At 63.7% G+C, this 25,192-nt stretch carries 23 protein-coding genes; 12 read left to right on the forward strand and 11 right to left on the reverse strand.

The window, feature by feature from the left end:
* The first annotated feature begins 50 nt into the window (after positions 1–50).
* Together ACO550_RS30540 and ACO550_RS30545 are read left to right on the forward strand one after the other, a co-directional pair.
* Positions 51–2,945 (forward strand): insulinase family protein, encoded by a 2,895-nt coding sequence (locus tag ACO550_RS30540; protein ID WP_315596279.1) that lies wholly within the window; start codon positions 51–53, stop codon positions 2,943–2,945.
* A gap of 56 nt (positions 2,946–3,001) precedes the next feature.
* Complete coding sequence (locus tag ACO550_RS30545) at positions 3,002–3,373, forward strand: PHA-granule associated protein 4 (protein WP_315596278.1); 372 nt, start codon at positions 3,002–3,004, stop codon at positions 3,371–3,373.
* Between the two features lie 56 nt (positions 3,374–3,429).
* On the opposite strand, the gene ACO550_RS30550 is transcribed toward ACO550_RS30545, so the two are convergent.
* The 3 genes from ACO550_RS30550 to ACO550_RS30560 all read right to left on the reverse strand — a co-directional run bounded on the left by ACO550_RS30550 (position 3,430) and on the right by ACO550_RS30560 (position 5,643).
* Positions 3,430–3,981: a hypothetical protein gene (locus tag ACO550_RS30550; RefSeq protein WP_315596277.1), complete on the reverse strand. Its 552-nt coding sequence runs from the start codon at positions 3,979–3,981 to the stop codon at positions 3,430–3,432.
* Positions 3,982–4,031: 50 nt separating this feature from the next.
* Positions 4,032–5,189 (reverse strand): acyl-CoA dehydrogenase family protein, encoded by a 1,158-nt coding sequence (locus ACO550_RS30555; protein ID WP_315596276.1) that lies wholly within the window; start codon positions 5,187–5,189, stop codon positions 4,032–4,034.
* A gap of 136 nt (positions 5,190–5,325) precedes the next feature.
* The gene (locus ACO550_RS30560) at positions 5,326–5,643 is read right to left on the reverse strand and encodes a hypothetical protein (RefSeq protein WP_315596275.1); all 318 of its coding nucleotides are present in this window, start codon (positions 5,641–5,643) and stop codon (positions 5,326–5,328) included.
* A 385-nt stretch (positions 5,644–6,028) separates the two neighbouring features.
* On the opposite strand from ACO550_RS30560, the gene ACO550_RS30565 reads away from it, so the two are divergent.
* The 3 genes from ACO550_RS30565 (at position 6,029) to ACO550_RS30575 (ending at position 8,864) form a co-directional block, all read left to right on the forward strand.
* The gene (locus ACO550_RS30565; RefSeq protein ID WP_315596274.1) at positions 6,029–7,342 is read left to right on the forward strand and encodes an MFS family transporter; all 1,314 of its coding nucleotides are present in this window, start codon (positions 6,029–6,031) and stop codon (positions 7,340–7,342) included.
* A gap of 73 nt (positions 7,343–7,415) precedes the next feature.
* Positions 7,416–8,360 (forward strand): LysR substrate-binding domain-containing protein, encoded by a 945-nt coding sequence (locus ACO550_RS30570; RefSeq protein ID WP_315596273.1) that lies wholly within the window; start codon positions 7,416–7,418, stop codon positions 8,358–8,360.
* A gap of 30 nt (positions 8,361–8,390) precedes the next feature.
* The gene (locus ACO550_RS30575; RefSeq protein WP_315596272.1) at positions 8,391–8,864 is read left to right on the forward strand and encodes a YbaK/EbsC family protein; all 474 of its coding nucleotides are present in this window, start codon (positions 8,391–8,393) and stop codon (positions 8,862–8,864) included.
* Positions 8,865–8,888: 24 nt separating this feature from the next.
* Here the strand turns inward: ACO550_RS30575 and eutC are convergent, their stop codons facing one another.
* Positions 8,889–9,686: an ethanolamine ammonia-lyase subunit EutC gene (eutC, locus tag ACO550_RS30580; protein WP_315596271.1), complete on the reverse strand. Its 798-nt coding sequence runs from the start codon at positions 9,684–9,686 to the stop codon at positions 8,889–8,891.
* A gap of 18 nt (positions 9,687–9,704) precedes the next feature.
* The gene (locus ACO550_RS30585; protein WP_315596270.1) at positions 9,705–11,087 is read right to left on the reverse strand and encodes an ethanolamine ammonia-lyase subunit EutB; all 1,383 of its coding nucleotides are present in this window, start codon (positions 11,085–11,087) and stop codon (positions 9,705–9,707) included.
* Between the two features lie 252 nt (positions 11,088–11,339).
* Between ACO550_RS30585 and ACO550_RS30590 the strand changes: the two genes are divergently transcribed.
* Positions 11,340–12,368, forward strand: a complete 1,029-nt coding sequence (locus tag ACO550_RS30590; RefSeq protein WP_315596295.1) for an AI-2E family transporter — start codon at positions 11,340–11,342, stop codon at positions 12,366–12,368.
* A 76-nt stretch (positions 12,369–12,444) separates the two neighbouring features.
* On the opposite strand, the gene ACO550_RS30595 is transcribed toward ACO550_RS30590, so the two are convergent.
* A complete protein-coding gene (locus ACO550_RS30595) occupies positions 12,445–13,152 on the reverse strand; it encodes a FadR/GntR family transcriptional regulator (protein WP_315596269.1) in 708 nt (235 codons plus the stop codon).
* Positions 13,153–13,308: 156 nt separating this feature from the next.
* Between ACO550_RS30595 and ACO550_RS30600 the strand changes: the two genes are divergently transcribed.
* From ACO550_RS30600 to ACO550_RS30615, 4 genes are read left to right on the forward strand one after another with little or no spacing between them, the layout of a single operon-like run.
* A complete protein-coding gene (locus tag ACO550_RS30600) occupies positions 13,309–14,082 on the forward strand; it encodes a heterodisulfide reductase-related iron-sulfur binding cluster (protein ID WP_315596268.1) in 774 nt (257 codons plus the stop codon).
* Positions 14,079–14,792: an LUD domain-containing protein gene (locus ACO550_RS30605; protein WP_315596267.1), complete on the forward strand. Its 714-nt coding sequence runs from the start codon at positions 14,079–14,081 to the stop codon at positions 14,790–14,792. The genes ACO550_RS30600 and ACO550_RS30605 overlap by 4 nt, the downstream gene beginning before the upstream one ends.
* Positions 14,789–16,234 carry a LutB/LldF family L-lactate oxidation iron-sulfur protein gene (locus ACO550_RS30610; RefSeq protein WP_315596266.1) on the forward strand — a complete coding sequence of 482 codons (1,446 nt, stop codon included), beginning with the start codon at positions 14,789–14,791 and terminating at the stop codon, positions 16,232–16,234. Before ACO550_RS30605 ends, ACO550_RS30610 begins: the two co-directional genes overlap by 4 nt.
* A gap of 47 nt (positions 16,235–16,281) precedes the next feature.
* A complete protein-coding gene (locus tag ACO550_RS30615) occupies positions 16,282–17,979 on the forward strand; it encodes a lactate permease LctP family transporter (protein WP_315596265.1) in 1,698 nt (565 codons plus the stop codon).
* Between the two features lie 158 nt (positions 17,980–18,137).
* Here the strand turns inward: ACO550_RS30615 and ACO550_RS30620 are convergent, their stop codons facing one another.
* From ACO550_RS30620 to ACO550_RS30630, 3 genes are read right to left on the reverse strand one after another with little or no spacing between them, the layout of a single operon-like run.
* Positions 18,138–19,277, reverse strand: a complete 1,140-nt coding sequence (locus ACO550_RS30620) for a CoA transferase (protein WP_315596264.1) — start codon at positions 19,275–19,277, stop codon at positions 18,138–18,140.
* A gap of 27 nt (positions 19,278–19,304) precedes the next feature.
* Positions 19,305–20,303, reverse strand: a complete 999-nt coding sequence (locus tag ACO550_RS30625; RefSeq protein WP_315596263.1) for a tripartite tricarboxylate transporter substrate-binding protein — start codon at positions 20,301–20,303, stop codon at positions 19,305–19,307.
* A 58-nt stretch (positions 20,304–20,361) separates the two neighbouring features.
* Complete coding sequence (locus ACO550_RS30630; protein ID WP_315596262.1) at positions 20,362–22,173, reverse strand: acyl-CoA dehydrogenase family protein; 1,812 nt, start codon at positions 22,171–22,173, stop codon at positions 20,362–20,364.
* Between the two features lie 126 nt (positions 22,174–22,299).
* Between ACO550_RS30630 and ACO550_RS30635 the strand changes: the two genes are divergently transcribed.
* Entirely contained in the window at positions 22,300–23,202 is a 903-nt protein-coding gene (locus ACO550_RS30635) for a LysR family transcriptional regulator (RefSeq protein WP_315596261.1), read from the forward strand.
* 174 nt (positions 23,203–23,376) lie between these two features.
* On the opposite strand, the gene ACO550_RS30640 is transcribed toward ACO550_RS30635, so the two are convergent.
* Positions 23,377–24,132: an anti-sigma factor gene (locus ACO550_RS30640; RefSeq protein ID WP_315596260.1), complete on the reverse strand. Its 756-nt coding sequence runs from the start codon at positions 24,130–24,132 to the stop codon at positions 23,377–23,379.
* Complete coding sequence (locus tag ACO550_RS30645; RefSeq protein WP_315596259.1) at positions 24,129–24,647, reverse strand: sigma-70 family RNA polymerase sigma factor; 519 nt, start codon at positions 24,645–24,647, stop codon at positions 24,129–24,131. The genes ACO550_RS30640 and ACO550_RS30645 overlap by 4 nt, the downstream gene beginning before the upstream one ends.
* Positions 24,648–24,869: 222 nt before the next feature.
* On the opposite strand from ACO550_RS30645, the gene ACO550_RS30650 reads away from it, so the two are divergent.
* Positions 24,870–25,175, forward strand: coding sequence for a FeoA domain-containing protein (locus ACO550_RS30650; protein WP_315596258.1), 306 nt, complete (start codon positions 24,870–24,872; stop codon positions 25,173–25,175).
* Positions 25,176–25,192 lie beyond the last annotated feature (17 nt).

Raw genomic sequence — 25,192 nt, forward strand, 5'->3', positions numbered from 1 at the left:
GCGGATAGAATCTGCCCAACGGCGGCAGCCTCGCCGCTAACGGAGCATGCATGAATCGTCGTCCTGTTGCGGGTCGTGCCGGTATTGCCGGCGTGGCCTGTGCAATCGTCAGCAGCCTGCTGGTATCCAGCGCCTTTGCGGCCCGACCGGACATGCTGGCCATTGCGCCATCATCATCGTCGGCGCCGGCCGCTGCGTTATCTGCCGCGCCGGTAGCACACGCCATCCGCATAACCACGGTGGAAGGCATCACCGAGTATCGGCTGCCAAACGGGTTGCGCATCCTGCTGGCGCCCGACGATGCGCAACCCTCCACCACGGTCAATGTGACCTATCTGGTCGGCAGCCGCCACGAAAGCTATGGCGAAACCGGCATGGCACACCTGCTCGAACATCTGCTGTTCAAGGGAACGCCGACGCTGCCCGGCAAGACCATCCCGACCGAATTCGCCCGGCGCGGCATGCAGTACAACGGCACCACCAACCAGGACCGTACCAATTTCTTCGAGACGTTCGCCGCGAGCGAGGACAACCTCGACTGGGCGTTGCGCATGGAAGCGGATCGCATGGTCAACAGCTTCGTCGCGCGCAAGGACCTGGACAGCGAGATGACCGTGGTGCGCAACGAAATGGAGATTGGCGAGAACAATCCCATGCGCATGCTGCAACAGCAAATGTATGCGGCGGCGTATCGCTGGCACAACTACGGCAAGGCGGTGATTGGTGCACGCAGCGACGTCGAACGCGTGGGCATCGAGAACCTGCAGGCGTTCTACCGCCGCTACTACCAGCCGGACAACGCGGTACTGGTAGTCACAGGCCAGTTTGACCCGGCACGCACGCTGGCACGCATCGAGCAGGCCTTCGGGTCGATTGCGCGCCCGACGCGCGTGCTGCCCCCCGAGTACACAGTGGAGCCCACCCAGGAAGGGGCGCGCGAACTCACGCTGACACGCCCCGGGGACAGCAGCATCGTTGCCGCGATGTACCACGTCGCACCGGGCGCCCATCCCGACACCACCGCACTGGATATGCTGTCCGTGATCCTGGCCGATACGCCCGGCGGTCGGCTTGAACGTACGCTCGTCGATACCCGCAAGGCCGCATGGCAAGGTTCGTTCTTCACGTCGATGAAGGATCCTGGCGTGATCCTGTTCGCGGCGGGTACCAGCAAGGATCGTCCGATCGAACCGGTACGCGATGCGCTGCTGGCGGCAATCGAGAGCTTCGCCACGCAGCCGGTGACAGAGGAAGAACTCGAACGCGCGCGTGTGCGGCTGCGCAACTCCTATGAGAAAACGCTTAATGATCCCGCCGCCTATGGGGTGGCACTCTCGGGCGCCATTTCCAAGGGCGACTGGCGACTGTTCTTTATCAATCGCGATCGCGTGGAAACGACGACGGTGGCCGACGTACAACGCGTGGCCGAGAACTACTTCCGCCCGTCCAATCGCACGGTCGGCGAGTTCCTGCCCGGCGACAAGCCTCGGCTCGCCAGCATTCCGGCCTCGCCGGACCTGGCTGCGCTGACGCGTGACTACACGGGCAAGCCCGCCGCGCAGGCGGTGGCGGCATTCGATCCCAGCCCGGCCAATATCGACGCCCATACCGTGCGTCAGACGCTGCCCAATGGCATGCAACTGGCACTGCTACCCAAACCCACGCGAGGCGGCGCGGTCAACGGTACGCTGATCCTGCGCCTGGGCAATACCGAGACCCTGCAAGGCAAGACTTCGGTCGGGTCGCTGACCGCCGCCATGCTCGATCGTGGCGCCGGTGCATTCGACCGACAGAAGATTGCCGACCGCTTCGAGGCCTTGAAAGCCAACGTCTCGATCTCCGGCAGTGCGGAACAGCTGAGCGTTCGCTTCGAGACCCGGCGGGAATACTTGCCAGACCTGCTGGCGCTGCTGCGCACCGTGTTGCGCATGCCGACCTTCCCGGGCAACGAGCTCGAAACATTGCGGGCCAGCAGCATCGCGGGCATCGAAAGCCAACGCAATCAGCCCGGTGCGCTGGCCCCCAATGCGCTCGGCCGTCATGGCAACCCGTACCCCTCCAGCGATCCGCGCTATACGCCAACCTTCGATGAAAGCATTGCGCGACTAAAGGCGGTGTCTCTTGCCGAGCTGCGCGACTTCCACGCGCGCTTCTACGGCGCGGAACACGCGCAACTGGCCATGGTCGGCGATTTCGATGCCGACGAGGCGATCAGGCAGGCCGGGTTCCTGTTTGGCGATTGGCGAGCACAGGTGCCGTTCGAGCGCGTGGATCGCCCCTTCGTGGAGATTCCGGCCTCGCAGTTCACGCTCGACACCCCAGGCAAGGCCAACGCGGTCTACCTGGCCTCGCAGCCGATCGACCTTGTCAGTGACTCACCCGACTATCCGCTGATGCTGATCGCCACCCGCGTGTTTGGCGGCACGGGCATGCGCAGCCGGCTGGCAGACCGGCTACGCCAGATCGACGGCATCAGCTACGGCGTGTCGAGTTCCATTTCCATTGGGGCGCTAGACCGCGCGGGACGCTTCGGCCTGTGGGCAGCCTATGCCCCGCAGAACCTTCCGCGCCTGCGCAAGGCCGTTGACGAGGAACTGAACCGCTTCGTGCGCGATGGCATCACCGCCAGCGAACTATCGGAAGCAACGAGCGGCCTGTTGCAACAGGGCGTGCTTAGCCGTAGCCGCGATGGCGCATTGGCCGGCGCACTCGCCAACCAGGCCTACCTGGGCCGTACGATGGCGCATACCGCGGCAATAGAGCAGCGGATCCGTACCGCCACGCCGGAGGCAGTCAATACGGTCATCCGGCGCTATCTTGGACCGCCCACGCTGACCCAGGCGTTCGCTGGCGATTTTGGTACGGGGACGGGCGTGCCGAGCGCCGCCCCTGCCGAAGCAGCGCCCGCTGCGGCCGCGGCGCCAGCCGATGTAACCAGGCCTTGAGCGCTTCCGTTGATCACTGTATATTTATACAGTCTTTGTAGAGATTTGAGGTGTGGATGTCAATCGTGCGAGCTGGCAGCAAGGCGGAAGCGCTCAGGCTTCTGACCTCGGAAGAAGCGATTGCGCTTGAACTGGACTATGAGACCGGATGGCAGGACGCCGTCGAACTGGGCCGGCTCGGGGAAAAGCGCGGCATCAAGGTGCAGTACCGCGGACAGGAAAGCGTTGCTGTCCGCTCCCGCGAAGCCCTGCTGGAAGGGTTTGGCAAACCCAAGACGACGTTCCGGCAGCGCAATCTGTACTGCCAGTTCGATCTCGGCCTGCTGTCCGAGCAAGAACTGCTGGAACTCGAAGCCAAGGCGACCCGCCTGGGCGACTACATCCTGGCGGGGCACCTGCTTCGCGATGTGGACACTATCTGGGCCTGAGTCTGGGTGGGCCTGAAGATGGACCTGAAACCCGGGTGGGCCTGAGCCCTTGGCAATTACTGGCGCCAGACCCGGGTAGCACCCGCCCATCGCGCCGCTGCCGATGTGTGCATGAGCGCGCATTCAGCCTCGGTCGCGGCAGGTTGAGACTGTCCGATGCAGTCAATCGCGGTCGAGCAGAGCACGGCCGTGACCAGCGTCTTGATATGCCCGCGGCCACTGTCGGCGAGCGCGGTCAGACGATCATACCCATCGAGCACGATCAGGCTGTCGCCAGCCTGCGGATGGAGATCCAGCGTGTACAGGTGATCGCACTCGCAGTGCATGGTGCCACCAGCCACGGCCACGACGATGGCACTCGGCAGCGCCAGCCCGGATTCGCGTACGCTGTCGCGCAGCCGATCAAGATGGGCCTGCGCGCGATAGTCGCGCGCCGAGTGCGCCGGCTCCGGACCCTTGGTAAGCGCCATCAGCTCGTTGGCGGACACCACCAGCGTGTAGGCTTGCAGCGCCGTACGATAGGTGGCCACCACGGCGCGCAGCCGGTGCATCCCATTGTCATTGGCAGCGACCGGCCCTTGCGGGGCTGTTACCTGGATCTTGCTCATCCTGTCTCCTATCCCCTGTCTTGCCGGCCTGGTGTATGCCGCCGCCGGACTCAATCGCGCAGCAGTTGCTTGGCGATGATCAGTTGCTGGATCTGCGTAGTGCCTTCATACAGGCGCAACAGGCGCACGTCGCGATAGAAACGTTCGGCCTTGTACTCGGCAATATAACCGGCGCCACCGTGGATCTGCACGGCGCGATCGGCCACGCGGCCCACCATTTCGGTACAGAACATTTTCGTGCACGACGCCAGCATGCTGACTTCCGGATCGCTCTTGCCGGCCGGCTTGGCATCGTAACGCTGCGCGCAGTCACGCACCATCGACAGGCCCGCGTACAACTCGGCCTGGCTGTCGGCCAGCATGCCCTGGATCAGCTGGAAATCGCCAATGGCCTTGCCGAATTGCTTGCGCTCCTTCGCATAGGCCACGGCATCGGTAATCAGGCGATGCGCCATGCCGCAAGCCAGTGCGGAAATATGCAGGCGACCGCGATCCAGTACCTTCATGGCCGTCTTGAAGCCCACGCCCGGTACACCGCCGATGATATTGGCGGCCGGCACACGCACGTTTTCAAGCACCACGTCACAGGTCTTGGTACCGCGCTGGCCCATCTTCTTGTCTGGCTTGCCCAGCGAGATACCCGGGGTGTCCGCCGGCACGATAAACGACGAAATGCCCGAGGCGCCAGCACCCCCGGTACGCGCCATCAGCGTGAACGCACCGGCGCGCGGCGCATTGGTAATAAAGCGCTTGGTGCCATTGATCACGTAGTGATCGCCGTCAAGTTCGGCACGCGTCTGCAGCGAGGCGGCATCGGAACCGGCGTTCGGTTCGGTCAGCGCGAACGAGATAACCAGTTCGCCGCTGGCAATCCGGGGCAGGTAGTCTTGCTTCTGCTCCTCGGTGCCATCCATCAGGATGCCCTGCGAGCCGATACCCACATTGGTACCGAATACCGAGCGGAACGCGAAGGCGGTATGACCCAGGTCGTAGACCACATCGCATTCCTGCGACATCGAAAGGCCAATCCCACCGTAGTTTTCCGGGATCGAGATGCCGAACAGGCCCATTTCCTTCATGTCGGCCACGATATCGGCCGGCACATCGTCGGTTTCCTCGAGGATGTCTTCCGCAGGCTTCAGACGTTCGTCGATGAAACGCTGCACCGAGGCGCGCAGCAGGGAAAAGGATTCGGCATCGAGAGCCATGGCAGTCTCCGGTAATTCGGTACGTCAATCTGGTACATCGGCAATGGACGCCCATGGTACGCGGCCTATGGATTTTGACAATCCACGCTGACTTGTACAGAACCGACAATATTCTTTGACAATAAGTCAATGCATATCAATAGTCACATTTTTTCCTGGCCAGTGACTCGCGCGTATAGCCATGGCTGACGCGCAGCTGATGCTCGATAGCATCGGCCTGGTCCAGGCATGCAAACACCAGATCGTCCTTGAACTTCTGTGTCACGCCCTTGAGTCGTGGTGCGTCATATGAAATCTGCCGCGCGCGGCAGCGCAGGAACAATAGCGTTGCTTCGGAGGCGGTCCGCAACTGGGCCTGGTTGACGCGCTGGCATTGCACAAGATCGGCGTCCTCGGCCGCTGCCAGGACAGGCAGCAACAACAGCGGGATGGACAGGTAGCGCAGTACGGACATTGAAAAGGATTCGAGAAACTACCGGCAGAGATCGGGCAGCAAGATTGGCATGCATGATTGCGCAGGGCAATCGCTCACGCAAGTTAGCTGGATGATGGAAGTCAGGCCAGTGAAATTTTTATCGCCTTGCGAACCGCCATGTAAAAAACTCTTTCCACCCAGCCGGACAATGCCGCGCAAAACCATAGGTAGCAAGGCATTTGAAATAAAACAGTGCGACGATGTTACGCGCCCCTCTTGGGCTGTTCGCGGTTCCGCGTTACGCTTGCCGTGCACACGGGTCCCGATGTGCGACGCCCCTCCCGGCATGCCTGCCGGAATCTCGCCGCCTTCGCGCCCCGCTCCCTTTCAGCGGCATCCCCGGCCGCCAAGCAAAGAAGGTTCTATGACAGACATCGCCAACCCTGCCGTCACCGGCACGGCACCCTCCCCCGAGGAAATCAGGAAACGCGTCTTCGCCATCGTGGCCGCGTCGTCCGGCAACCTGGTGGAGTGGTTCGACTTTTACATCTACGCGTTCTGCGCGCTCTATTTCGCGCCGTCGTTCTTTCCGAAGGCAGATCCTACCGCCCAGTTGCTCAACACGGCTGGGGTGTTCGCTGCGGGCTTCCTGATGCGCCCGATCGGCGGCTGGCTGTTCGGCCGCATCGCCGACCGCAATGGCCGCAAGAACTCGCTGTTGATCTCGGTGGTGATGATGTGCTTCGGCTCGTTGCTGATAGCATGCCTGCCCACCTATGCCACCATCGGCAACTGGGCGCCCGCGCTGCTGTTGCTGGCGCGTTTGCTGCAGGGCCTGTCGGTTGGCGGCGAGTACGGTACCACCGCCACGTATATGAGCGAGGTCGCGCTCAAGGGTCGACGCGGGTTCTTCTCATCGTTCCAGTATGTGACGCTGATCGGCGGCCAGTTGCTGGCAGTGCTGGTGGTGGTAATCCTGGAGCAGCTGCTTACCGAAGCCGAGCTCAAGGCCTGGGGCTGGCGTATTCCATTCGTAGTCGGCGCGATCACGGCGGTGGTGGCCCTGCTGCTGCGCCGCACCCTGCATGAAACCTCCACGGCACAGCAGCGCAACAACAAGGAAGCCGGCAGCGTCGCCGCGATCTTCCGTCATCACAAGGCCGCGTTCTTTACCGTGCTCGGTTATACGGCAGGTGGTTCGCTGATCTTCTACACGTTCACCACCTACATGCAGAAGTTCCTGGTCAATACGGCCGGGATGCCGATCAAGACCGTCAGCTATGTGATGACGGGCTGCCTGTTCCTGTACATGTGCATGCAGCCATTCTTCGGCGCATTGTCAGACCGCATCGGCCGCCGCAACAACATGCTGCTGTTCGGCGCGTTGGGCGCACTGGCCACCGTGCCAATCCTGACTGCCCTGAAGACCGTGTCGAGCCCCGAAATGGCCGGCCTGCTGATCTGCGTGGCACTGGCCATCGTCAGCTTCTATACCTCGATCAGCGGCATCGTGAAGGCCGAGATGTTCCCGCCCGAAGTACGCGCGCTCGGTGTCGGCCTGGCTTATGCAGTCGCCAACGCCCTGTTTGGCGGCTCGGCCGAATACGTGGCGCTGGCCCTGAAATCGATCGGCCACGAGAATGCGTTCTACTGGTACGTCACCGGCATGATGGTGCTGGCGTTCCTGGTCAGCCTGCGGCTGCCACGCCAGGCGAAGTACCTGCATCACGAACATTGAGCGGTACACCTTCGCCATCATGGCAAACTAAGGGGCCTTCGGGCCCCTTATTCATTTCCGCGCCAGCCTCGTCATGGACCTCAATGCCCTGCGCCTGTTTGTCGATATCGTCGATGCGGGCAATCTCAGTGCCGCCGCGCGCAAGCTCAAGATGACACGCGCCAATGTCAGCTACCACCTCAAGGCGCTCGAGGAGGAGCTTGGCGTGCAGTTGCTGCGCCGGACCACGCGTCATGTGGAACCCACGCCGGTGGGTGCGGGGCTCTACGAGCATGGCCGCAATATCCTTGGCGAAGTGGCCGCCGCCAATGCGCTGATCAGCAGCATGGGCAAAAGCCTGCAGGGCCATGTGCGGCTGTCGGTACCCACGGGGCTGGGTCACGCGATGCTGTCGCCGCTGCTGGTGCAGTTCAAGCAGCGCTACCCCGATATCACGCTCGACGTGGTGTTCGACAACCGCATCCACAATCTGGTGTCCGAGGATGTGGAAGTGGCGCTGCGCATCATTTCCACACCGCCCGATTCCGTGGTGGCCACCGAGATTGGCACGGTTGACTGGATAGTTTGCGCCGCGCCGTCGTATCTGGCCGGTCGAGTTTCGCCAACGGTACTGGCCGACCTGACCAGCCACGCCATCGTCTGCGCGTCGCCGATCGGACAGAAGCTCAAGGCAGCGGGCACGCGCGCCGAAAGCGGCGAGCGCGAGCAGGTGGTGCTGGAACCGACGCTAAGCTCCGAGAACTTCGCCTTCCTCAAGGATGCCGTGGTCGGCGGCCTCGGCATCGGCATCTTTCCGCTGTACGCCGTGGGCAACGATCTGGCGGACGGCAAGCTCATGCCGCTACTGGCCGACTACCGTATCAGCGTGTTCGGCAGCAAGCTTTACATGCTGACCATGCCCAACCGCTACCAGACCATGGCCACACGCTACCTGCTGACGTTCCTGAAGACCGAACTGCAGGCAATCTGGCCTCGCATGCATGCTGCCAATGCCTATAGTGAGAACACTCAGGACTAGACTGCGCACCGCGCAGGAAGGAAGGCGATCATGGCAATGGCAGGCACCCTGGCTGGCCGGCTCAGCCGCATGAACAGCCAGTTCGACATCATTCGTCACCCCTACAGCCTCAGCAGCATGGCCACTGCACAGGCTGCCCATATACCAGGTCATCGGCTGGCCAAGACGTTATTGCTGGAAGACGATGGCGGCTACGTGGCAGCGGTGATTCCTTCGAATCACCATCTGCAACTTTCCGTTATCTGCGAACAGACGGGCCGCAAGCTCGTGCTGGCGCACGAAGACGAAATCCGCGAAGTGTTCAAGGATTGCGACCTCGGCGCCATCCCGCCTTGCGCCATGTCGTATGGCATGCAGACTTATGTGGACGAAAGCCTGTTTGACGAGCCGGAAGTCTGGTTCGAGGCCGGCGACCACATGGAACTGGTGCATATGGATCGCGCACAGTTCATGTCACTGATGGACGACGCGCAGCGCGGGCGTTTTTCACGCCGCATGATGTAGCGCAGCTTCCGGCATCCACCCATCTCAACCCGTATCACCCGGCAGCGTCGCCCCTACGGCGACGCTGTCGTCTTTCAGGTCCACCCCGGACCTGCCCAACGCCACCGCGCCGCGCAACAGGAACACCAGGCGATCCGCCGCCTGCGCGTACGACAACCCCTCCGGCCGCACGTTGGAAATGCAGTTGCGCTGCGCATCGGTGCGTCCCACGCGCGGATCGTAGGTCAGGTAGATGCCGAGGCTGTCCGGCGAACTGAGGCCGGGCCGCTCACCTATCAGCATCACTACCTGCCTGGCACCAATACGCTCGCCAATCTCGTCGCCCAATGCCACGCGTGCCTGCTGCGCAACTACCACCGGCCCGATATGCCACTGCCGCAGGCGCGCCAGTACCGCTTGCAACAGCGGCACGCCATGACATTGCGCCGCGAGTGCGGAAAGGCCATCGGCAATCACGAACACCACGTCGAACGGCTGCCCGGCGGTAACCAGCCTGGCCCGGCTGTCTTCGTCAAGCTGTCGTCCCAGATCGGGCCTGCGCAGGTACTGGTCTCGATCGGGGGCAGCGCTGTGGACATGAATCGCGGACTGCCCGGCATCGTGCAGGGCCGCATCGATGGTGCGCGTATCGAGCGGCAGATGCACGGCGTCACGCGCCTGCGCATGCGCCAGGCCGAACGCCAGGATGGTGTCGGTGGTTTGCGCGTGGCCGGTGCGGCCGATGGCCACGCGTGCGCGCGTGAACTGGCGCAAACGGGTCCAGGGGTCCACGGCGTCTTCGGAACGAACAGGGGGAACTGCGCGATCGGGTGGGCTCGGCATCTCGGTTCTCCACCGGACCTACAGCGCTTCGGCCATGGCCAGCAGTGGCTGGCGCGCCGCGGGCTCGAGCAATCGGCCGGCGCCGTCCAGTATTCCCATGCGCTGCAACCAGCCCTCGAATTCCGGCGCGGGCCGCAGGCCTAGCACCTCGCGCAGGTACAGCGCATCGTGAAACGACGTGCTCTGGTAGTTCAGCATGATGTCGTCGGCACCGGGCACGCCCATGATGAAGTTGATACCCGCCACGCCAAACAGCGTGAGCAGCGTGTCCATATCGTCCTGGTCCGCTTCGGCGTGATTCGTGTAGCAGACATCGCAGCCCATCGGCACGCCCATCAACTTGCCGCAGAAATGATCTTCCAGTCCGGCCCGGATGATCTGCTTGCCGTCGTACAGATACTCGGGCCCGATAAAGCCGACCACGGTATTGACCAGCAATGGCTCGAAGCGGCGCGCCACCGCGTAGGCGCGTGCTTCCATGGTCTGCTGGTCCACGCCGTGATGCGCATTGGCAGACAACGCGCTGCCCTGCCCGGTCTCGAAATACATGACATTGCTGCCGACCGTGCCGCGTTGCAGTGCCAAGGCCGCCTGGTGCGCTTCGTCGAGCAATGCCAGCGATATGCCAAACGACTGGTTGGCGGCCTGGCTACCCGCCACCGACTGGAACACCAGGTCAACCGGTGCGCCTTGCTCCATGGCGCGCAAGGTATTGGTGACGTGCGTGAGTACGCACGACTGGGTCGGTACATCGTAGCGGACGCGGATATCGTCGATCAGCTTCAGCAACGTGACAATCGCGCCGAGGTTGTCGCCGGCCGGGTTGACGCCGATGGTTGCATCGCCACAGCCATAGAGCAGTCCGTCGACGATTGACGCGGCAATCCCGCGCGGATCGTCGGTGGGGTGATTCGGCTGCAGCCGCACTGCCAATCGTCCCGGCAAGCCGATGGTGCTGCGCAAGCGGGTGACCACGCGACACTTGCGCGCCACCGCCACCAGATCCTGGTTGCGCATGAGCTTGCTCACGGCTGCCGCCATCTCTGGCGTGATACCGGGCGCAACGCGCGCCAGCACCACTGAATCGGTTTCATGGCGCAGCAGCCAGTTGCGGAAGTCGCCTACGGTCAGGCTGGCGATCTCCGCAAAAGCCAGCGCATCATGATTGTCGACAATCAGGCGGGTAACCTCGTCGTCCTCATAAGGTACCAATGCCTCATTGAGGCAATGCATCAGCGGCATCTCCGCCAGGGCCATGCGCGCCGCCATCCGTTCTTCCTCACTGCTGGCCGCGATGCCAGCCAGCGCATCACCCGAACGTGCGGAACTGGCCTTGGCCAGTAGCGAGCGCAGATCGGCAAAGACATGCCGGCGGGTGCCGACGGTATGGGTAAAGGCCATGGCGAGCGGTCTCCTGGGGTTGCGCCGTCCTCTGCTCATCAATATAGGCCAACGGGCGACGCAAGTTTCACGCCCGCAGTCGCCCGCGGTCCGCTGGCCGGCTTGTCTGTCATCCTGACTTGCCATTGTTACGCGCCACATCGACAATCCGCCTACCCATTCCAATTTTCGTACTCGACTGCCGAGACCTGCCGAGACATGAAGCAGCTGGACACAGAACATCAGGAAGACCGCGCCGACGCTGGCGCTGCAATGCCCACGACATCGTCCCCGTCCCGGCGCCTGACGCCAGGCAGCTGGTTCAGCGTCACCACCGTGTCATTTGTATTGGTGGGCGGCGCGCTGCTGCTGGTCATGCACGCCAATCTGGTGGCCGCATTGCTGGCGGGACTGCTGCTATATTCGCTGGTCGACGTACTGGCACCACGCCTGACCCATTCCCGCCGCGATGCGCTGGCCGTGGCAATCCTTTCGGCCATCATCCTGCTCGCGCTGACCGGTGGTATCTGGGCGCTGGTGCGTTTCCTGAGTGTCGACAGTACGACCATCGAGCGGCTGCTGGATCATGCGGCCGACATCATCGACCAGTCGCGCGCGCAGTTGCCCGCCTGGCTCAGCGATTACCTGCCCAACGGAGTCGAAGAACTGGCTACCACGCTGATCTCGGCCTTGCGTGAACATGCGCAAATGGCGCAGCGGCTCGGTACCGACATCCTCCGCACCTTGCTGCATATCGTGCTGGGCCTGATCATCGGGGCCATGGTGGCGTTATACCGTGCCATCTCGCGCCCCAACCGCCGGCCACTGGCGCGCGCACTGATCGATCGCGCGCGCACCTTGCAGAAGGCGTTTGCCCAGTTCATCTTCGCGCAGATCCAGATCTCGCTGATCAACACGATCCTGACGGCGGTATACCTGATGGTGGTCTTACCGCTGTTCAACCAGCACTTGCCGTTGTCCAAGACGCTGATCGCCATTACGTTTATCGCGGGGTTGTTGCCGGTGCTCGGCAACCTGATCTCGAACACCGCCATCGTGATCGCGTCGCTGTCGGTGTCGCTGCCGATCGCGGTCGTGTCGCTGGTCTTCCTGGTCGTGATCCACAAGCTCGAGTACTTCCTGAACGCGCGCATTATCGGTGCGCGTATACAGGCGGCGGCGTGGGAGCTGCTGACCGTGATGCTGGTGATGGAGACGTTGTATGGCATCCCGGGCGTGATCGCCGGACCCATCTTCTATGCGTACCTGAAGCGCGAACTGACGACCGCCGAACTCGTGTAGTCCGCGATCCCAAGTACCTGATTCCATTGCCTTGTCGTACGCAGCAATTGGTACGACCAATATTGCGGGGCACGGCTCACGTGCCGTCGCCGTCGACCTTGCTGCGGACGAAATCGATATGCGTCTGCATCGCGGTACGCGCCTCCTCGGGTCTGCGGGCAAGGATGGCTTCGCAAAGCGTGCGGTGCTGCAGCAACAGCAAATCCGAGGAGGCGGCATCGGCTTCACGCAGGCCGGTGCCGTTGATCGTGATGTGCTCGCGTAGCATCCCGATCACACTGGTGTGCAGGTGCAGGAACATCGTGTTGTGCGATGCCTGCGCAATCGCATCGTGCAGCTTCGCATCGGCATCCGCCTCGCTGGCCTTGTCGTCAGCCTTGCGCGAACGCTCCAGTTCTTTCAGCAGCCCGCGTATACGTTTGAGGTCCGAGGCATCGGCACGCTGCGCGGCAAAGTAGGCCGTGGCGCCTTCCAGTACACGCCGGAATTCAAGAATGTCGTCGCGCAGCGCAGGGTGATCGGCAACCAGCTGCCCCCACGGCGAGGCAATCCCGGTACGCAACTGGTCGGTCACGTATACGCCGGCGCCACGCCGGCTTTGCAGCAGGCCGCGCGCGGCCAGCCGCTGGATCGCCTCGCGGATCGTGTTGCGCGCCACCGCATACTGTTCGGCCAGCACGCGCTCGGCGGGCAGCCTCGCACCAACCGGCCACGTGCCATCGAGCAGCGCGGTTTCCATCCTGCGCATGATGTCTTCCACGCGATTGCGTGCGCCGCCTGCCATCGAACCCTTCCCCTGGAACCCTGAATCTGGCCTGAAATCTGGCCTTGACGCCTAACTGGTCCAACCAATTTGTACTCCGGCGCAAGAGCGGGAATTATGCGCTCAAAAATGTCGCAGCGCGTATCAGACGCGGCAATGCCATACCGGAGGCAGACAATGCAATCGAGGCAGTACCCCACCACCGTCCCGCAACAGGTGTATTTGTTTGGCACCTGCCTGGTCGATCTTTTCGTTCCGCAAGCCGGCCTCGATGCCGTGCGCCTGCTGGAACGCGAAGGCCTGACCGTTCACTTTCCGCGTGGCCAGAGCTGTTGCGGCCAGCCCGCCTACAGCAGCGGCAATCCTGAACAGGCCCGCAAGGTGGCGCGTGCCCAGTTGGACCTGTTCCGCGAGCCATGGCCAATCATCGTACCGTCAGGTTCTTGCGGCGGAATGATGCGCCATCACTGGCCCGCGCTATTTGCCGATGATCCCGAGGCCGCTGCGCTGGCCAGCGACATCGCCGGGCGCGTCTATGAACTTGCAGAATTCCTGCTCAACGTACTGCACGTGCGCTTCGACCATCTGCATGCCGCAGACCACGAGCGCGTCGTACTCCATACCTCGTGCGCGGCACGTCGCGAAATGGGTACGCGGGTACACGGTGTGGCATTGGTCGATGCGTTGCCCGGCGTCACGCGGGTGGAGCACGAGCGTGAGTCGGAATGTTGCGGCTTTGGCGGCACGTTCTCGCTTAAGCATGCCGATATTTCTGGCGCGATGGTCCGTGACAAGGTGGCCTCCGCCTGCGCTACCGGCTGCGACCGGCTGGTGTCGGCCGACTGCGGCTGCCTGCTCAACATCGGTCACGCCGCCGCGCATGCCGGTAAGCCGTTGCCGGTCGAACACCTGGCGTCATTCCTGTGGCGCCGTACCGGAGGTGCCGCATGACGACCATGAGCGCCCGTGAACGCATGCTGGGCCGGCTGCGTGCTGCCGTGCCGACATCCGGATCGATGCTGACGACGGAGACGGTTGCGCTGGACCAGCGCATCGACCGGCATTTCGATATCCGCCGCGCCGAGCAACCCTCGATTGCTGCAATGGTGGCGTCGATGCAGGCCGCGTTGACCGCTTCGCACGCCGAAGTGATCTGCTCCGATGCCGCCAGTTGGCCCACGTGGCTAGCCAGCCGTCTTGCCGACGAAGGCGTGCGCCGCCTGCTGCTCGACAAAAATCGTCCCGAAGGCGCCGCGCTGGCCAGGGCGCTGCCAGCCGGCATCGCCCTGGCGGCATTCGATCGTCCACTTGAAGCATGGAAGGCAGAGCTGTTCGATACCGTCGACGCCGGCTTCACGGTGGCACGTTCGGGCCTGGCCGCCACCGGAACGCTGGTGCTGGAACCGGATACCGGCTCGCCGCGCACGATGTCACTGGTACCCCCGACGCATATCGCACTGGTGTATGCCTCGACGTTGCACCCTGATCTGCACAGCGCGGTGCGCACCGAGAGCTGGGGCGACGGCATGCCGACCAACCTCGTCATGGTATCCGGCCCATCCAAGACTTCCGACATCCAGCAGACCCTGGCCTACGGCGCCCATGGCCCCCGCAGGCTCTGGGTCGTGATCGTGACCGATCATGAAGGGGCCGCGCAATGAGCGAGCAAACCCTGCACTTCGTTCCGTCCGAGGACTTTCGCGCGCGGGCGCGTGCCGCGCTCGATGACCCCAAGCTGCGCCAGAGCTTTCGCGGCGCCATGGACTTCCTGCAACAGAAGCGCGCCGTGCAGTTTCCCGATGGCGACGAACTCGAGCATCTGCGCGATCTTGGCGAAGCGGTACGCCAGCATGCGCTGGCCAACCTGCCCGACCTGCTGACGCAACTCGAAGCCAACCTGACCCGGGCTGGCGTGCAGGTGCACTGGGCCGAAACCGCGGAAGAAGCAAACGCGATCATCCACGGCATCGCCCAGGCGCGCTCGGCAACACGCGTGATCAAGGGCAAGTCGATGGCCAGCGAGGAAATGGAGCTGAACCATTACCTGGCCGAGCGCGGCATCGACTGCATCGAATCCGACATGGGCGAGTACATCGTCCAGCTGGCCGGCGAGAAGCCGTCGCATATCGTGATGCCGGCCATCCACAAGACCAAGGCCGACATCGCCACGCTGTTCGAAAAGCATATTCCCGACACGCCTTATACCGAGGATGTCGATGCATTGATCCAGACCGGCCGCCGGGCGCTGCGCCAGGCGTTTGTCGACGCCGACATCGGCCTGTCCGGCGTGAACTTCGCCGCCGCCGATACCGGCACGCTGTGGCTCGTGGAGAACGAAGGCAATGGCCGGCTTTCGACCACGGTGCCCGATGTGCATATCGCCGTCATGGGCATGGAAAAGGTGGTGGCAAAGCTGTCGCACATCGTGCCGCTGTCGAGCCTGCTCACGCGCTCGGCCACGGGCCAGCCGATCACCACGTACTTCAACCTGATCTCGGGCCCGCGCAAGGCCAACGAGCAGGACGGCCCGCGCGAGGTGCACCTGGTGCTGCTCGACAACGGCCGCAGCCAGGCCTACGCCGACGAACAGTTGCGCGCCACGCTGCAATGCATCCGCTGCGGCGCCTGCATGAACCATTGCCCGGTCTATACGCGCATCGGCGGCCATGCCTATGGCACGACCTATCCGGGACCGATCGGCAAGATCATTTCCCCCCACCTGCTGGGCCTCGATGCCACGGCGGACCTGCCCACCGCATCGAGCCTGTGCGGCGCATGCGGCGAGGTGTGTCCCGTGCGGATTCCGATTCCGCAACTTTTGGTGCGGCTGCGCACCGAAGCGAATCGGGACCCCGACGAAGCCGTGCCGCATCCGCTCAAGGGCCAGGGCGCCAAGTACAGCCGCCGCGAACATCTGGTGTGGCGCTTCTGGAGCGGCGCATTCGCGCATCCGGCCACCTACCGCCTGTTCCGCTGGGCCGCCACGCGCTTGCGTGCGCTGACACCATCGTCGCAGATGGGTTGGACGCAGCATCGCAAGCCGCTGACACCGGCACCGAAGAGTCTTTCAGACCTGCTGGCCGAGCGAAATCAGCCGGAATAGCGGCCACGCAGCCGACAAGAATTTAAACACCACCAAGGAGACAACCCGTGCAACCCTGGACCCAGATCTACACGCCGCTGGGCAGCCTCTGGCTGTCCGCACTCGCGGCGGCAATTCCCATCCTGTTCTTCTTCGTTGCGCTGGCCGTACTGCGCATGAAGGGCCATGTGGCCGCTGCCATCACGCTGGCGTTGGCACTGGCCGTGGCGATCCTGGCCTATGGCATGCCCGCGCCGCAGGCATTTGCCGCGGCCGGCTACGGTTTTGCCTATGGCTTGTGGCCAATTGCATGGATCATCGTGACGGCGGTGTTCCTCTACAAGATCGTGGTAAAGACCGGCCAGTTCGACGTGATCCGCGCCTCGGTGCTGTCGATCACCGACGACCAGCGCCTGCAGATGCTGCTGATCGGCTTTGCATTCGGTGCGTTCCTCGAAGGCGCCGCGGGCTTTGGCGCGCCGGTGGCCATCACTGCCGCACTGCTGGTAGGGCTGGGTTTCAATCCGCTCTACGCCGCAGGGCTCTGCCTGATCGCCAACACGGCGCCGGTGGCGTTTGGCGCGATGGGCATTCCGATCATCGTGGCCGGCCAGGTCACGGGCATCGATCCGATGCATATCGGCGCAATGGCCGGCCGCCAGTTGCCGCTGCTGTCGCTGGCGGTACCGTTCTGGCTCGTATTCATGATGGATGGCTGGAAGGGCGTACGCGAAACGTGGCCTGCCGCATTGGTGGTTGGCGGCAGCTTTGCCGTGACGCAGTACTTCACGTCCAACCATATCGGCCCGGAGTTGCCGGACATCACCTCGGCACTGGTGAGCCTGATCTCGCTGGCCGCATTCCTGCGCGTCTGGCAGCCGCGTTCGGCATCGCAGTCGGCGCGCGGCACGGTATCGGGCGGCACGGTGGCGCTGGCCGGCTTCGGTGGTGGCATGGGAGCGGCAACAAGCCGCAAGGCATCGCCTTATACGTTCGGCCAGACCGTCCGTGCATGGGCTCCGTTTGGCATCCTGACTGCCATCGTGACCGTGTGGAGCCTGCCGCCTTTCAAGGCACTGTTTGCGGGCAATGGTGTGCTGGCCGGTACGGTGCTCAAGTTCAAGGTGCCAATGCTCGACCAACTGGTCATCAAGGCCGCGCCGATCGTGGCATCGCCCAAGCCATATGAAGCGGTGCTGAAGCTTGATCTGCTGTCGGCCGTGGGAACCGCCATCCTGCTGACGGCGATCATCTCCGTGCTGCTGCTACGCATGAAGCCGCGCGATGCGCTGGTGACATTCGGCGAAACGATGATGGAACTGCGCCGCCCGATTCTTTCCATCGGTCTGGTGCTGGCCTTCGCGTTCGTGGCCAACTATTCGGGCATGTCGTCGACGCTGGCGTTGTTGCTGGCGGGTACCGGTGCGGCGTTCCCGTTCTTCTCGCCACTGCTGGGCTGGCTCGGGGTCTTCCTGACCGGCTCGGATACGTCGTCCAACGCGTTGTTCTGCTCGCTGCAGCACACCACCGCGCATCAGATCGGCGTCTCGGACACCTTGCTGGTGGCCGCGAACACCACGGGCGGCGTGACGGGCAAGATGATCTCGCCGCAATCGATCGCGGTGGCCTGCGCGGCAACCGGCCTGGTCGGCAAGGAGTCGGAGCTGTTCCGCTTTACACTCAAGCACAGCCTGCTGTTTGCGTTCATCGTGGGCGTGATCACGATGCTGCAGGCCTATGTGCTGACCGGGATGATTCCGGGGTAGTTGGGTAGTTGATCACTGATGTCTTGCTCCCCTCTCCCGTGAAACGGGAGAGGGGTCGGGGGAGAGGGCATGAAGTTCAAATTGCGACTTGTCTCGGCTTGAACTGCTGGCCCTCTCCCCCAGCCCCTCTCCCGCGCGCGGGAGAGGGGAGCAACAAGTCAGTCATTGGCAGCTTCGCGTGGCAAGAACGCATTTCCTTCCGTCAGCGGCGCATACCGGTACGTCGCCGGTGTCCGGCTCAGTTTCACCGGTGCGCCGAGCCCCTTGTAACCACCCGGCATCTCCACCACCATCTCGCGATGGGCGGTATGCGGATGGTTCAACGCATCGGGGACCGACAACACCGGCGCGCATGGCACGCCGGCCGCGGCCAGTTCGTCGGCCAACGCCTTGCCGTCCCAGGTGGACATCTTTGATTCCAGCGTCCCCTTGAGCAGTGCACGATTGACCGAACGCGCGCCGGCCGTGGCAAAGCGTTCGTCATCGGCCAGATGCGGCACGCCGATGTGCTCGCACAGGATGCGAAACTGGCGATCGTTGCCGACGGCAAGGAAGATTGGATCCGTGGCGGTGGCAACCGTGTCGTATGGATAGATGTTCGGATGCGCATTACCGGTGCGTCCGGGCGTCTTGCCGCTCATGAACCAGTTGGCCGCATGCGGATGCAGCAGCGACAGGCCCGAATCGTAAAGCGCCGCTTCCACGAATTGCCCGCGCCCGCTGCGCTCACGTTCCTGCAGTGCCAGCAGTACGCCCAGCGCCGCGTTCAGGCCCGTCACCATGTCGACCACCGGCAGTCCCACACGCAGCGGATCGCGCTCGGCTTCGCCATTGATGCTCATGATGCCGGCCATCGCCTGGATCGCGGCGTCATAACCGGGCAGGCCACCTAGCGGACCATCGGCGCCAAACCCCGACACGCGGCAGTGGACCAGGCGCGGGAAGCGCTGTGACAGCACATCGTAGCCGAGGCCCCATTTCTCCATCGTGCCGGTCTTGAAGTTCTCCACCAGCACGTCGGCATCGGCGAGCAACGCCAGCAGGACTTCGCGATCGGCGTCGGTGGTGAGGTCGAGCTTCATCACGCGCTTGTTGCGGTTCAGGCCGAAATAGTACGACGCCACGCCCTCGCGGAACGGGGGGCCCCACGTGCGCGTGTCATCGCCCTGCGGCGGTTCGATCTTGAGCACGTCCGCACCGTGATCGCCAAGGATCTGGCCGCAGAACGGGCCGCCGAGGATGCGCGACAGATCGACTACGCGGATACCGGCCAGCGCGCCGGGTTGGGATGGCGTCATGGTCTCTTCCTTGTCTTCTTCCTGGTCTTAGTCCAACTGCGCGCCGGACTTCTGCACGACGGTACGCCATTTGGCCACTTCGGACTTCACGAAGCTGCCAAGCTGCTCGGGCGAGGTCGACGGTGCCAGTTCCAGCCCCTGTGCCAGCAATGTCTTGCGGACGTCAGGCTGTTGCAGCGCGTCGGCAAATGCATGATTCAGCTTGGCGATCACGGCGGGCGGCGTACCGGCCGGTGCCACCACGCCAAAGAATACCGAAACATCAAAGCCAGGGACACCCTGCTCGGCCACGGTCGGTACGTCGGGCAATGCCTGCGAGCGTCCCTTGGTGGTCACGCCCTTCGCGCGCACCTTGCCGCTCTTGATGAACGGCAGCGCGGTCAGCACGTCTGTGAACGTCATGCTGACCTGCCCGCCGAGCAGGTCATTGAGCGCGGGTCCCGTGCCCTTGTAAGGCACGTGCTGGAAGTCGGTACCGGCCAGGTTGTTGAACAGCACACCGGCCAGATGCGACGATGCACCGTTGCCCGACGACGCATAGTTGAGCTTGCCCGGATGCGCCTTGCCATAGGCAATCAGCTCCTGCACGTTCTTCGCGGGCACGTTCGCGTTCACCACCAGCACGTTCGGCAGATGGCCGATCTGGATCACCGGCGCAAAGCTCTTGACCGGATCGTAGTTGATCTTGCGGTAGAGACTCACGTTGATCGCCAGCGGAGCCGACGTGCCGAACATCAGCGTGTAGCCGTCGGATTCGGCCCGCGCCACGACTTCGGCACCGATATTGCCACCGGCGCCGGCGCGATTCTCCACGACCACCGGCTGGCCCAGGCTGTTCTTCAGTGCCGCGGCCAGCGTGCGTGCCATCGCGTCAGTGGGACCACCGGGCGGGTAGGTCACCACCATCATGATTGGCTTGCTCGGGAAATCCTTCTGCGCGAAGGCGGGCGTGGCGGTTGCAAACAGCGTGCAGGCGGCCAGTGAGGCGAATGCGGCCAGGGCCGCGCGGCGGTGCCATTGGGGCATGATGCGTTGTCTCCGGTGAAGCTTTTGATTTGTCGTGAAGGTGGCGTATGCCCGCCACTTAGAACACATTGATCTGGTCGACCTGCCCCGCAGCGCGGACGGTGCCGTCGGCAGGCGGTGCAACGGTGTCGGCCAGCCAGTCGGGTTCGGTGCCGCCACCAAGCGGATCTTGCGGCAACACGCGATGCACGAGCACCAGTTGCGCCAGGCGCATGCGACGTACCGATCCGATCTGGCCTGCTTCCCATGCCATGGCCACGGCGCTGGTCACGTGATACAGCGCGGAAGCGGCCTGGCGGGCCAGCACATCGCCGGCGGCACCGGCTTCGGCGGCACGCGCGGCCAGCGCGGCAGCATTGGCGATGGCCAGTTCAAACGTGGCGCGCGCCTGCGCATGCATCGGCGTGTCCTTGAGCAGTGCTTGCAGATGCGACTGCAGTACCGGCAACGAACCTTCGCGCCGGATCGCACGCAGCACGTCGAGCGCGACGATATTGCTGGTGCCCTCCCAGATCGAACCAAGATGGGCGTCGCGCACGAGGCGCGGATCGCTCCATTCCTCGATATAGCCGCAGCCGCCGCGAATCTCCATGGCATCGCCGGTCACCTTGCGCGCATCGCGGCAGGCGCGGAACTTGATCAGCGGCGTCAGGATGCGCATCAGCGGATACGCGTCGGCCTCGCCGGCATCGGCACGGCGCAACGCTTCGGCGGTTTGGAACACCATGGTGCGCGCCTGCTCGGTGGGCAGCGTGAGCTTGAGCAACTGGCGGCGCATCAGCGGCATGTCCGTGAGCCGCTTGCCGAATGCACGGCGTTCGCTTGCGATGAATTGACCTTCAGTCAGTGCCCGGCGCATCAGTCCCGCGGCACGCACACCGTTGGACAGGCGCGAGTTGTTGATCATGTCGGCCATCTGCACAAAGCCGCGGCCCGGCTCGCCCACCAGGTAGGCATGCGCCCCTTCGAGACGGATCTCGCCGCTGGCCATCGAGCGCGTGCCAAGCTTGTCCTTGAGGCGGATGATCCGGTAATGATTGGCACTGCCGTCGGCCAGGTTGCGCGGCAGCAGGAACAGCGAGACCCCCTTGTGGCCTTCGACGGCCTTGCCGTCAGCGTCCTCGACGCGCGCCAGCACCATCGCCAGCGCCGCGTCGGGATTCGAGCAGAACCATTTGTCGCCCACCAGGCGCCAGCCACCTTCGGCGCCCTCATCGCGAATCGCGCGCGTGGCGGTGGCGGCAACGTCGGAGCCCGCGCCCTGCTCGGTCATGAACATTGCGCCCTGGTACAGGTCGTCGAAGACCTGCGTGGTCAGGCTCGGCAAGAAGCGTTCGACCAGTGCCGGATCGCCGAACTTGCGCAGCGTGCGCGTCAGCGAATCGGTCATCGAAAGCGGGCAGCACAGGCCGAATTCCGCTTGCACGAACAGATAAGTCAGCGCGTACTTGGCCGCTGGCGGCATTGGTTTGTCCCATCCGAGCACACCGCCACGATGTGAAGCGGCGGCCAGGCCGAATTCCGAGAACGCCACGCGTTCCAGTTCCACATAGGCCGGATGCTTGTGGATGCGCTGGGCATCGAGACCACTGCGCGTGCGATGCGACAGCGTGGGGGGTTCATGGTCGGCCACATTGGCCAGTTCGTCGAGCACGCCCCCGGCCAGCGCACCCATGCGCTCCAGATGCGGCAGCAGGTGGTTGAACAGGTCGGCGGGCAAGTACAGCGGCAGCAGCGCGCGCAGGTCGGGATCCGCCGTGAACAGGCTCGCGCCATGACGATCGGGAACCGGATGCGCGTCAGCGGCGGGGGCTGGCGAGGTAGCTGGGGCGAATGGGGATGCAGCGGGGCGAGCGGCGCTGGTCGGCATGAATCGTCTCCGGATGGCTTCCTGCCCTGCAGAACGGGGGCGGGATTGTTTGAAACCATTATTCGATGGGCAACGATTCGTGTCTAATTCTAAAATTGGCTTGATCAATATAAATTTTGTATTGCCATGGAATTCCGCCACCTGCGCTACTTCCTCGTGCTGGCCGAGGAACTTCACTTTGGTCGCGCCGCGAAACGACTGTCGATTTCGCAGCCGCCGCTGTCGCTCAATATCCAGCAACTGGAAACCTCGGTGGGTGCCCGGCTGTTCGAGCGCGACAGCCGCGGCGTCAGGCTGACAGCGGCGGGACGCGCCTTCCGCGAGTCAGCCACTGCGTTGCTGGCGCAGGCCGAGTCGGCCCGGCTGCTCGCGCGCGAGATCGAGGCCGGCGCGGTGGGGCGCTTGCGCGTAGGCTTCGTCGGCTCGATGCTGTATCGGGGGTTGCCGCAACGGCTGCAGGAATTCCAGGCGCGCTATCCAGGCATCCATGTGGCGCTGACCGAACTGAATTCGCAGGAACAGATCGACGCGCTGCTGCATGGCGAACTCGATGCGGGATTCGTCCACACCAGCCGCGTGCCCGATGAACTGGCGACTACGCTGGCCCACTCGGAAGCATTTGTCTGCTGCATGCCGGCCGACCATCCGCTGACCGGGCGTGACGCCGTGGCCCTGGCGGACCTGCGCGGCGAACCGTTCGTGCTGTTCTCGCGCAAGGCTTCGCCCGACTACTACAGCCGCATTTTCGACATGTGCGCGACGCAAGGCTTCTATCCCCGCATCCGGCACGAAGTGCGCCACTGGCTATCGGTGGTGTCGCTGGTTTCACAGGGCATGGGGGTGGCCGTGGTGCCTGCCGCGATGGCGCGCTCCGGCATGGCCGGCGCCGCATTCCGTCCGCTGGCCGATGCCACCGTACCGTCCGAGGTCTATTGCGTCTGGAAACAGGCGCCCGACCATCCGGCGCGCGACCATTTCGTCGACACGGTAAAGGCAGCTGCGGCCGCTGCGGCACAGGCCGGTATCTAGAAAGAAAAAAGCCACCGGCCCAGGGACCAGTGGCTCAGAAGTACGCGTGGAACGGGGTGTTCAGCGTGCCTGCAGCTTATGCCGAGCCGTGCGGCGGACCAATACCACAAACGTGTTAATCGAACGGACGTACTACCCTTCCCCCGCCTTGTTCCCCACGCACTGCGCCAGTGCTCATGTCCGCTCGGGCTCGACGGCCTGCTGCACCGGCAGCGCCGCCGGGTTATCAGTCGGGCTCACCACCGCATACAGATAGCGCCCGTTGCGCCAGTACTGGGCCAGCAGGTTGCCCTCCTTGCGCGCACCATTGTTGAAGTGCAGCTTTCCGGACGGACGCACGTAGTACACGATCGACTGCATCTGCGGGTTCTGGTACAGGATCATGGCGGCGGCACCCTGCTCCGAAGACATCAGGCGACCGCCCACGGGGTGGAAGCCATATGCGGAAAAGTCGGGCAACGGCGCCGGCTGCACGAAATGCTGGTTGAGCCAGGTTTGCAGCTGGCGCGGATCGCTGGCCTGCACATCCACCATCTGCGGCGAGGCGCTGACGGCGAACAGCCGGTAAGCCGACATCGCATCGGCCATCGGCAGGTAGGTCTGGCGCAGCGCGATATCGCGCGTCTGCCAGCCGCCCATGCCGCCCAAGGCAACGGCCATGACCAGCGACGCTGCAATGGCCACGCGGTGACGCATACGATCGCGCAGGTCACGGCGAATCCGGAATGGATCGAGCCGCGCCGGGGTAGCGGCCGGTGGCGGTTCCATGCTGGCACGTAACGCATGCGATTCCTGGCGGATCTGTTCCACCTGCCGCGCCAGTTCAGGGTGGCTGGCGATCAGGCTCTCGATCTGCTGGCGCCGCGTGTGATCCAGTTCGCCGTCCACGTAGGCATGGAGTTCGGGTTCGGTGGGCATCAGGGTATTCATTTCAGGACCTGCAGGGGAGGATTGACGACCTTGCCTTCGGTGAGTTCACGTAGCGATTTGCGGGCGCGCGAGATGCGCGACATGATCGTGCCGATCGGCACGTCGAGCGTATCGGCGGCTTCCTGGTAGCTCAGGCCCTCCACGGTGACCAGTACCAGTAGCGCACGTTGTTCGGCGGGCAGCCGGTTGAAGCCCTCGAGTGCCGAGCGCGCCATGACCACGTCTTCGGTCGACGGCGCGCTGTCTTCGTCACTGCCCGCACCAAATAGCGACAGCAGCCCGGCGTAGCGCCGGGTGCGGCGCTGCCCGTCGAGAAACAGGCGATAGAGAATCGAGAACAGCCATGCGCGCAGGTCGCTGCCGTCGTGGCGCGTGGCGCGCCTGGACAGCGCACGCTCCAGACAGGCCTGGACGAGGTCGTCCGCGCTGGTATCGTTGCGCGTCAGCGAAATGGCGAAGCGGCGCAGTCTCGGAATCACTTCGCGCAATGCGTCGTCTGTAAAGTCCTTGTCCATCGGTCTGGTTACGGCAGATGCCATCGAAGCAGGGGTTGGTTACAAGGTATACGAACCGCAATACCGCTTATTCCCGATTCGCACTGACTTCCTGCCGGTAAAAGTAGCCCTACGGCCCGCAAGTGGCGCGAATGCTATACAATCGAGAACGATTTTTATTTACGTACCCGACAGGATTTTTGCTGTCGCGCGGCGGCGATCCCGCCCCTGGACTGGAAGCATATGCGGTTGTCTGAACTGCCCCGGCGCACGGTCGCCATCGTGAAATCGGTGGACGATGCCACCCCGAACGACCCCGTTGCGCGGCGTCTGCGCGATCTCGGCTTCGTGCCGGGAGAAACCGTGCAGATCATTACCTTCGGCCCGTTTGGCAAGGATCCACTGGTCGCCCAGGTGGGCTTCACACGCTTTGCGTTGCGCCGCTCGGAAGCGGACCGCATTGGCGTGGACGTTGCAACCGCCACCGTCTCCAGCATTGCTCCGGCCAGCCAGGCCGACACTTCCGACGCGGCCCAGCGCATTGCCTGAAGGCCCGCCCGCCGTCG

Source organism: Cupriavidus sp. (assembly GCF_057315035.1).

What these genes read in the sequence shown, in the direction of transcription:
- ACO550_RS30575 (WP_315596272.1), top strand. Translation starts at nt 8,391, where the DNA reads ATGGCAATGGCAGGCACCCTGGCTGGCCGGCTCAGCCGCATGAACAGC.
- ACO550_RS30650 (WP_315596258.1), top strand. Translation starts at nt 24,870, where the DNA reads ATGCGGTTGTCTGAACTGCCCCGGCGCACGGTCGCCATCGTGAAATCG.
- ACO550_RS30600 (WP_315596268.1), top strand. Translation starts at nt 13,309, where the DNA reads ATGCAATCGAGGCAGTACCCCACCACCGTCCCGCAACAGGTGTATTTG.
- ACO550_RS30625 (WP_315596263.1), bottom strand. Translation starts at nt 20,303, where the DNA reads ATGCCCCAATGGCACCGCCGCGCGGCCCTGGCCGCATTCGCCTCACTG.
- eutC (WP_315596271.1), bottom strand. Translation starts at nt 9,686, where the DNA reads ATGCCGAGCCCACCCGATCGCGCAGTTCCCCCTGTTCGTTCCGAAGAC.
- ACO550_RS30550 (WP_315596277.1), bottom strand. Translation starts at nt 3,981, where the DNA reads ATGAGCAAGATCCAGGTAACAGCCCCGCAAGGGCCGGTCGCTGCCAAT.
- ACO550_RS30630 (WP_315596262.1), bottom strand. Translation starts at nt 22,173, where the DNA reads ATGCCGACCAGCGCCGCTCGCCCCGCTGCATCCCCATTCGCCCCAGCT.
- ACO550_RS30560 (WP_315596275.1), bottom strand. Translation starts at nt 5,643, where the DNA reads ATGTCCGTACTGCGCTACCTGTCCATCCCGCTGTTGTTGCTGCCTGTC.
- ACO550_RS30585 (WP_315596270.1), bottom strand. Translation starts at nt 11,087, where the DNA reads ATGGCCTTTACCCATACCGTCGGCACCCGCCGGCATGTCTTTGCCGAT.
- ACO550_RS30610 (WP_315596266.1), top strand. Translation starts at nt 14,789, where the DNA reads ATGAGCGAGCAAACCCTGCACTTCGTTCCGTCCGAGGACTTTCGCGCG.
- ACO550_RS30555 (WP_315596276.1), bottom strand. Translation starts at nt 5,189, where the DNA reads ATGGCTCTCGATGCCGAATCCTTTTCCCTGCTGCGCGCCTCGGTGCAG.
- ACO550_RS30635 (WP_315596261.1), top strand. Translation starts at nt 22,300, where the DNA reads ATGGAATTCCGCCACCTGCGCTACTTCCTCGTGCTGGCCGAGGAACTT.
- ACO550_RS30540 (WP_315596279.1), top strand. Translation starts at nt 51, where the DNA reads ATGAATCGTCGTCCTGTTGCGGGTCGTGCCGGTATTGCCGGCGTGGCC.
- ACO550_RS30645 (WP_315596259.1), bottom strand. Translation starts at nt 24,647, where the DNA reads ATGGACAAGGACTTTACAGACGACGCATTGCGCGAAGTGATTCCGAGA.
- ACO550_RS30570 (WP_315596273.1), top strand. Translation starts at nt 7,416, where the DNA reads ATGGACCTCAATGCCCTGCGCCTGTTTGTCGATATCGTCGATGCGGGC.
- ACO550_RS30590 (WP_315596295.1), top strand. Translation starts at nt 11,340, where the DNA reads ATGCCCACGACATCGTCCCCGTCCCGGCGCCTGACGCCAGGCAGCTGG.
- ACO550_RS30605 (WP_315596267.1), top strand. Translation starts at nt 14,079, where the DNA reads ATGACGACCATGAGCGCCCGTGAACGCATGCTGGGCCGGCTGCGTGCT.
- ACO550_RS30595 (WP_315596269.1), bottom strand. Translation starts at nt 13,152, where the DNA reads ATGGCAGGCGGCGCACGCAATCGCGTGGAAGACATCATGCGCAGGATG.
- ACO550_RS30620 (WP_315596264.1), bottom strand. Translation starts at nt 19,277, where the DNA reads ATGACGCCATCCCAACCCGGCGCGCTGGCCGGTATCCGCGTAGTCGAT.
- ACO550_RS30565 (WP_315596274.1), top strand. Translation starts at nt 6,029, where the DNA reads ATGACAGACATCGCCAACCCTGCCGTCACCGGCACGGCACCCTCCCCC.
- ACO550_RS30545 (WP_315596278.1), top strand. Translation starts at nt 3,002, where the DNA reads ATGTCAATCGTGCGAGCTGGCAGCAAGGCGGAAGCGCTCAGGCTTCTG.
- ACO550_RS30640 (WP_315596260.1), bottom strand. Translation starts at nt 24,132, where the DNA reads ATGAATACCCTGATGCCCACCGAACCCGAACTCCATGCCTACGTGGAC.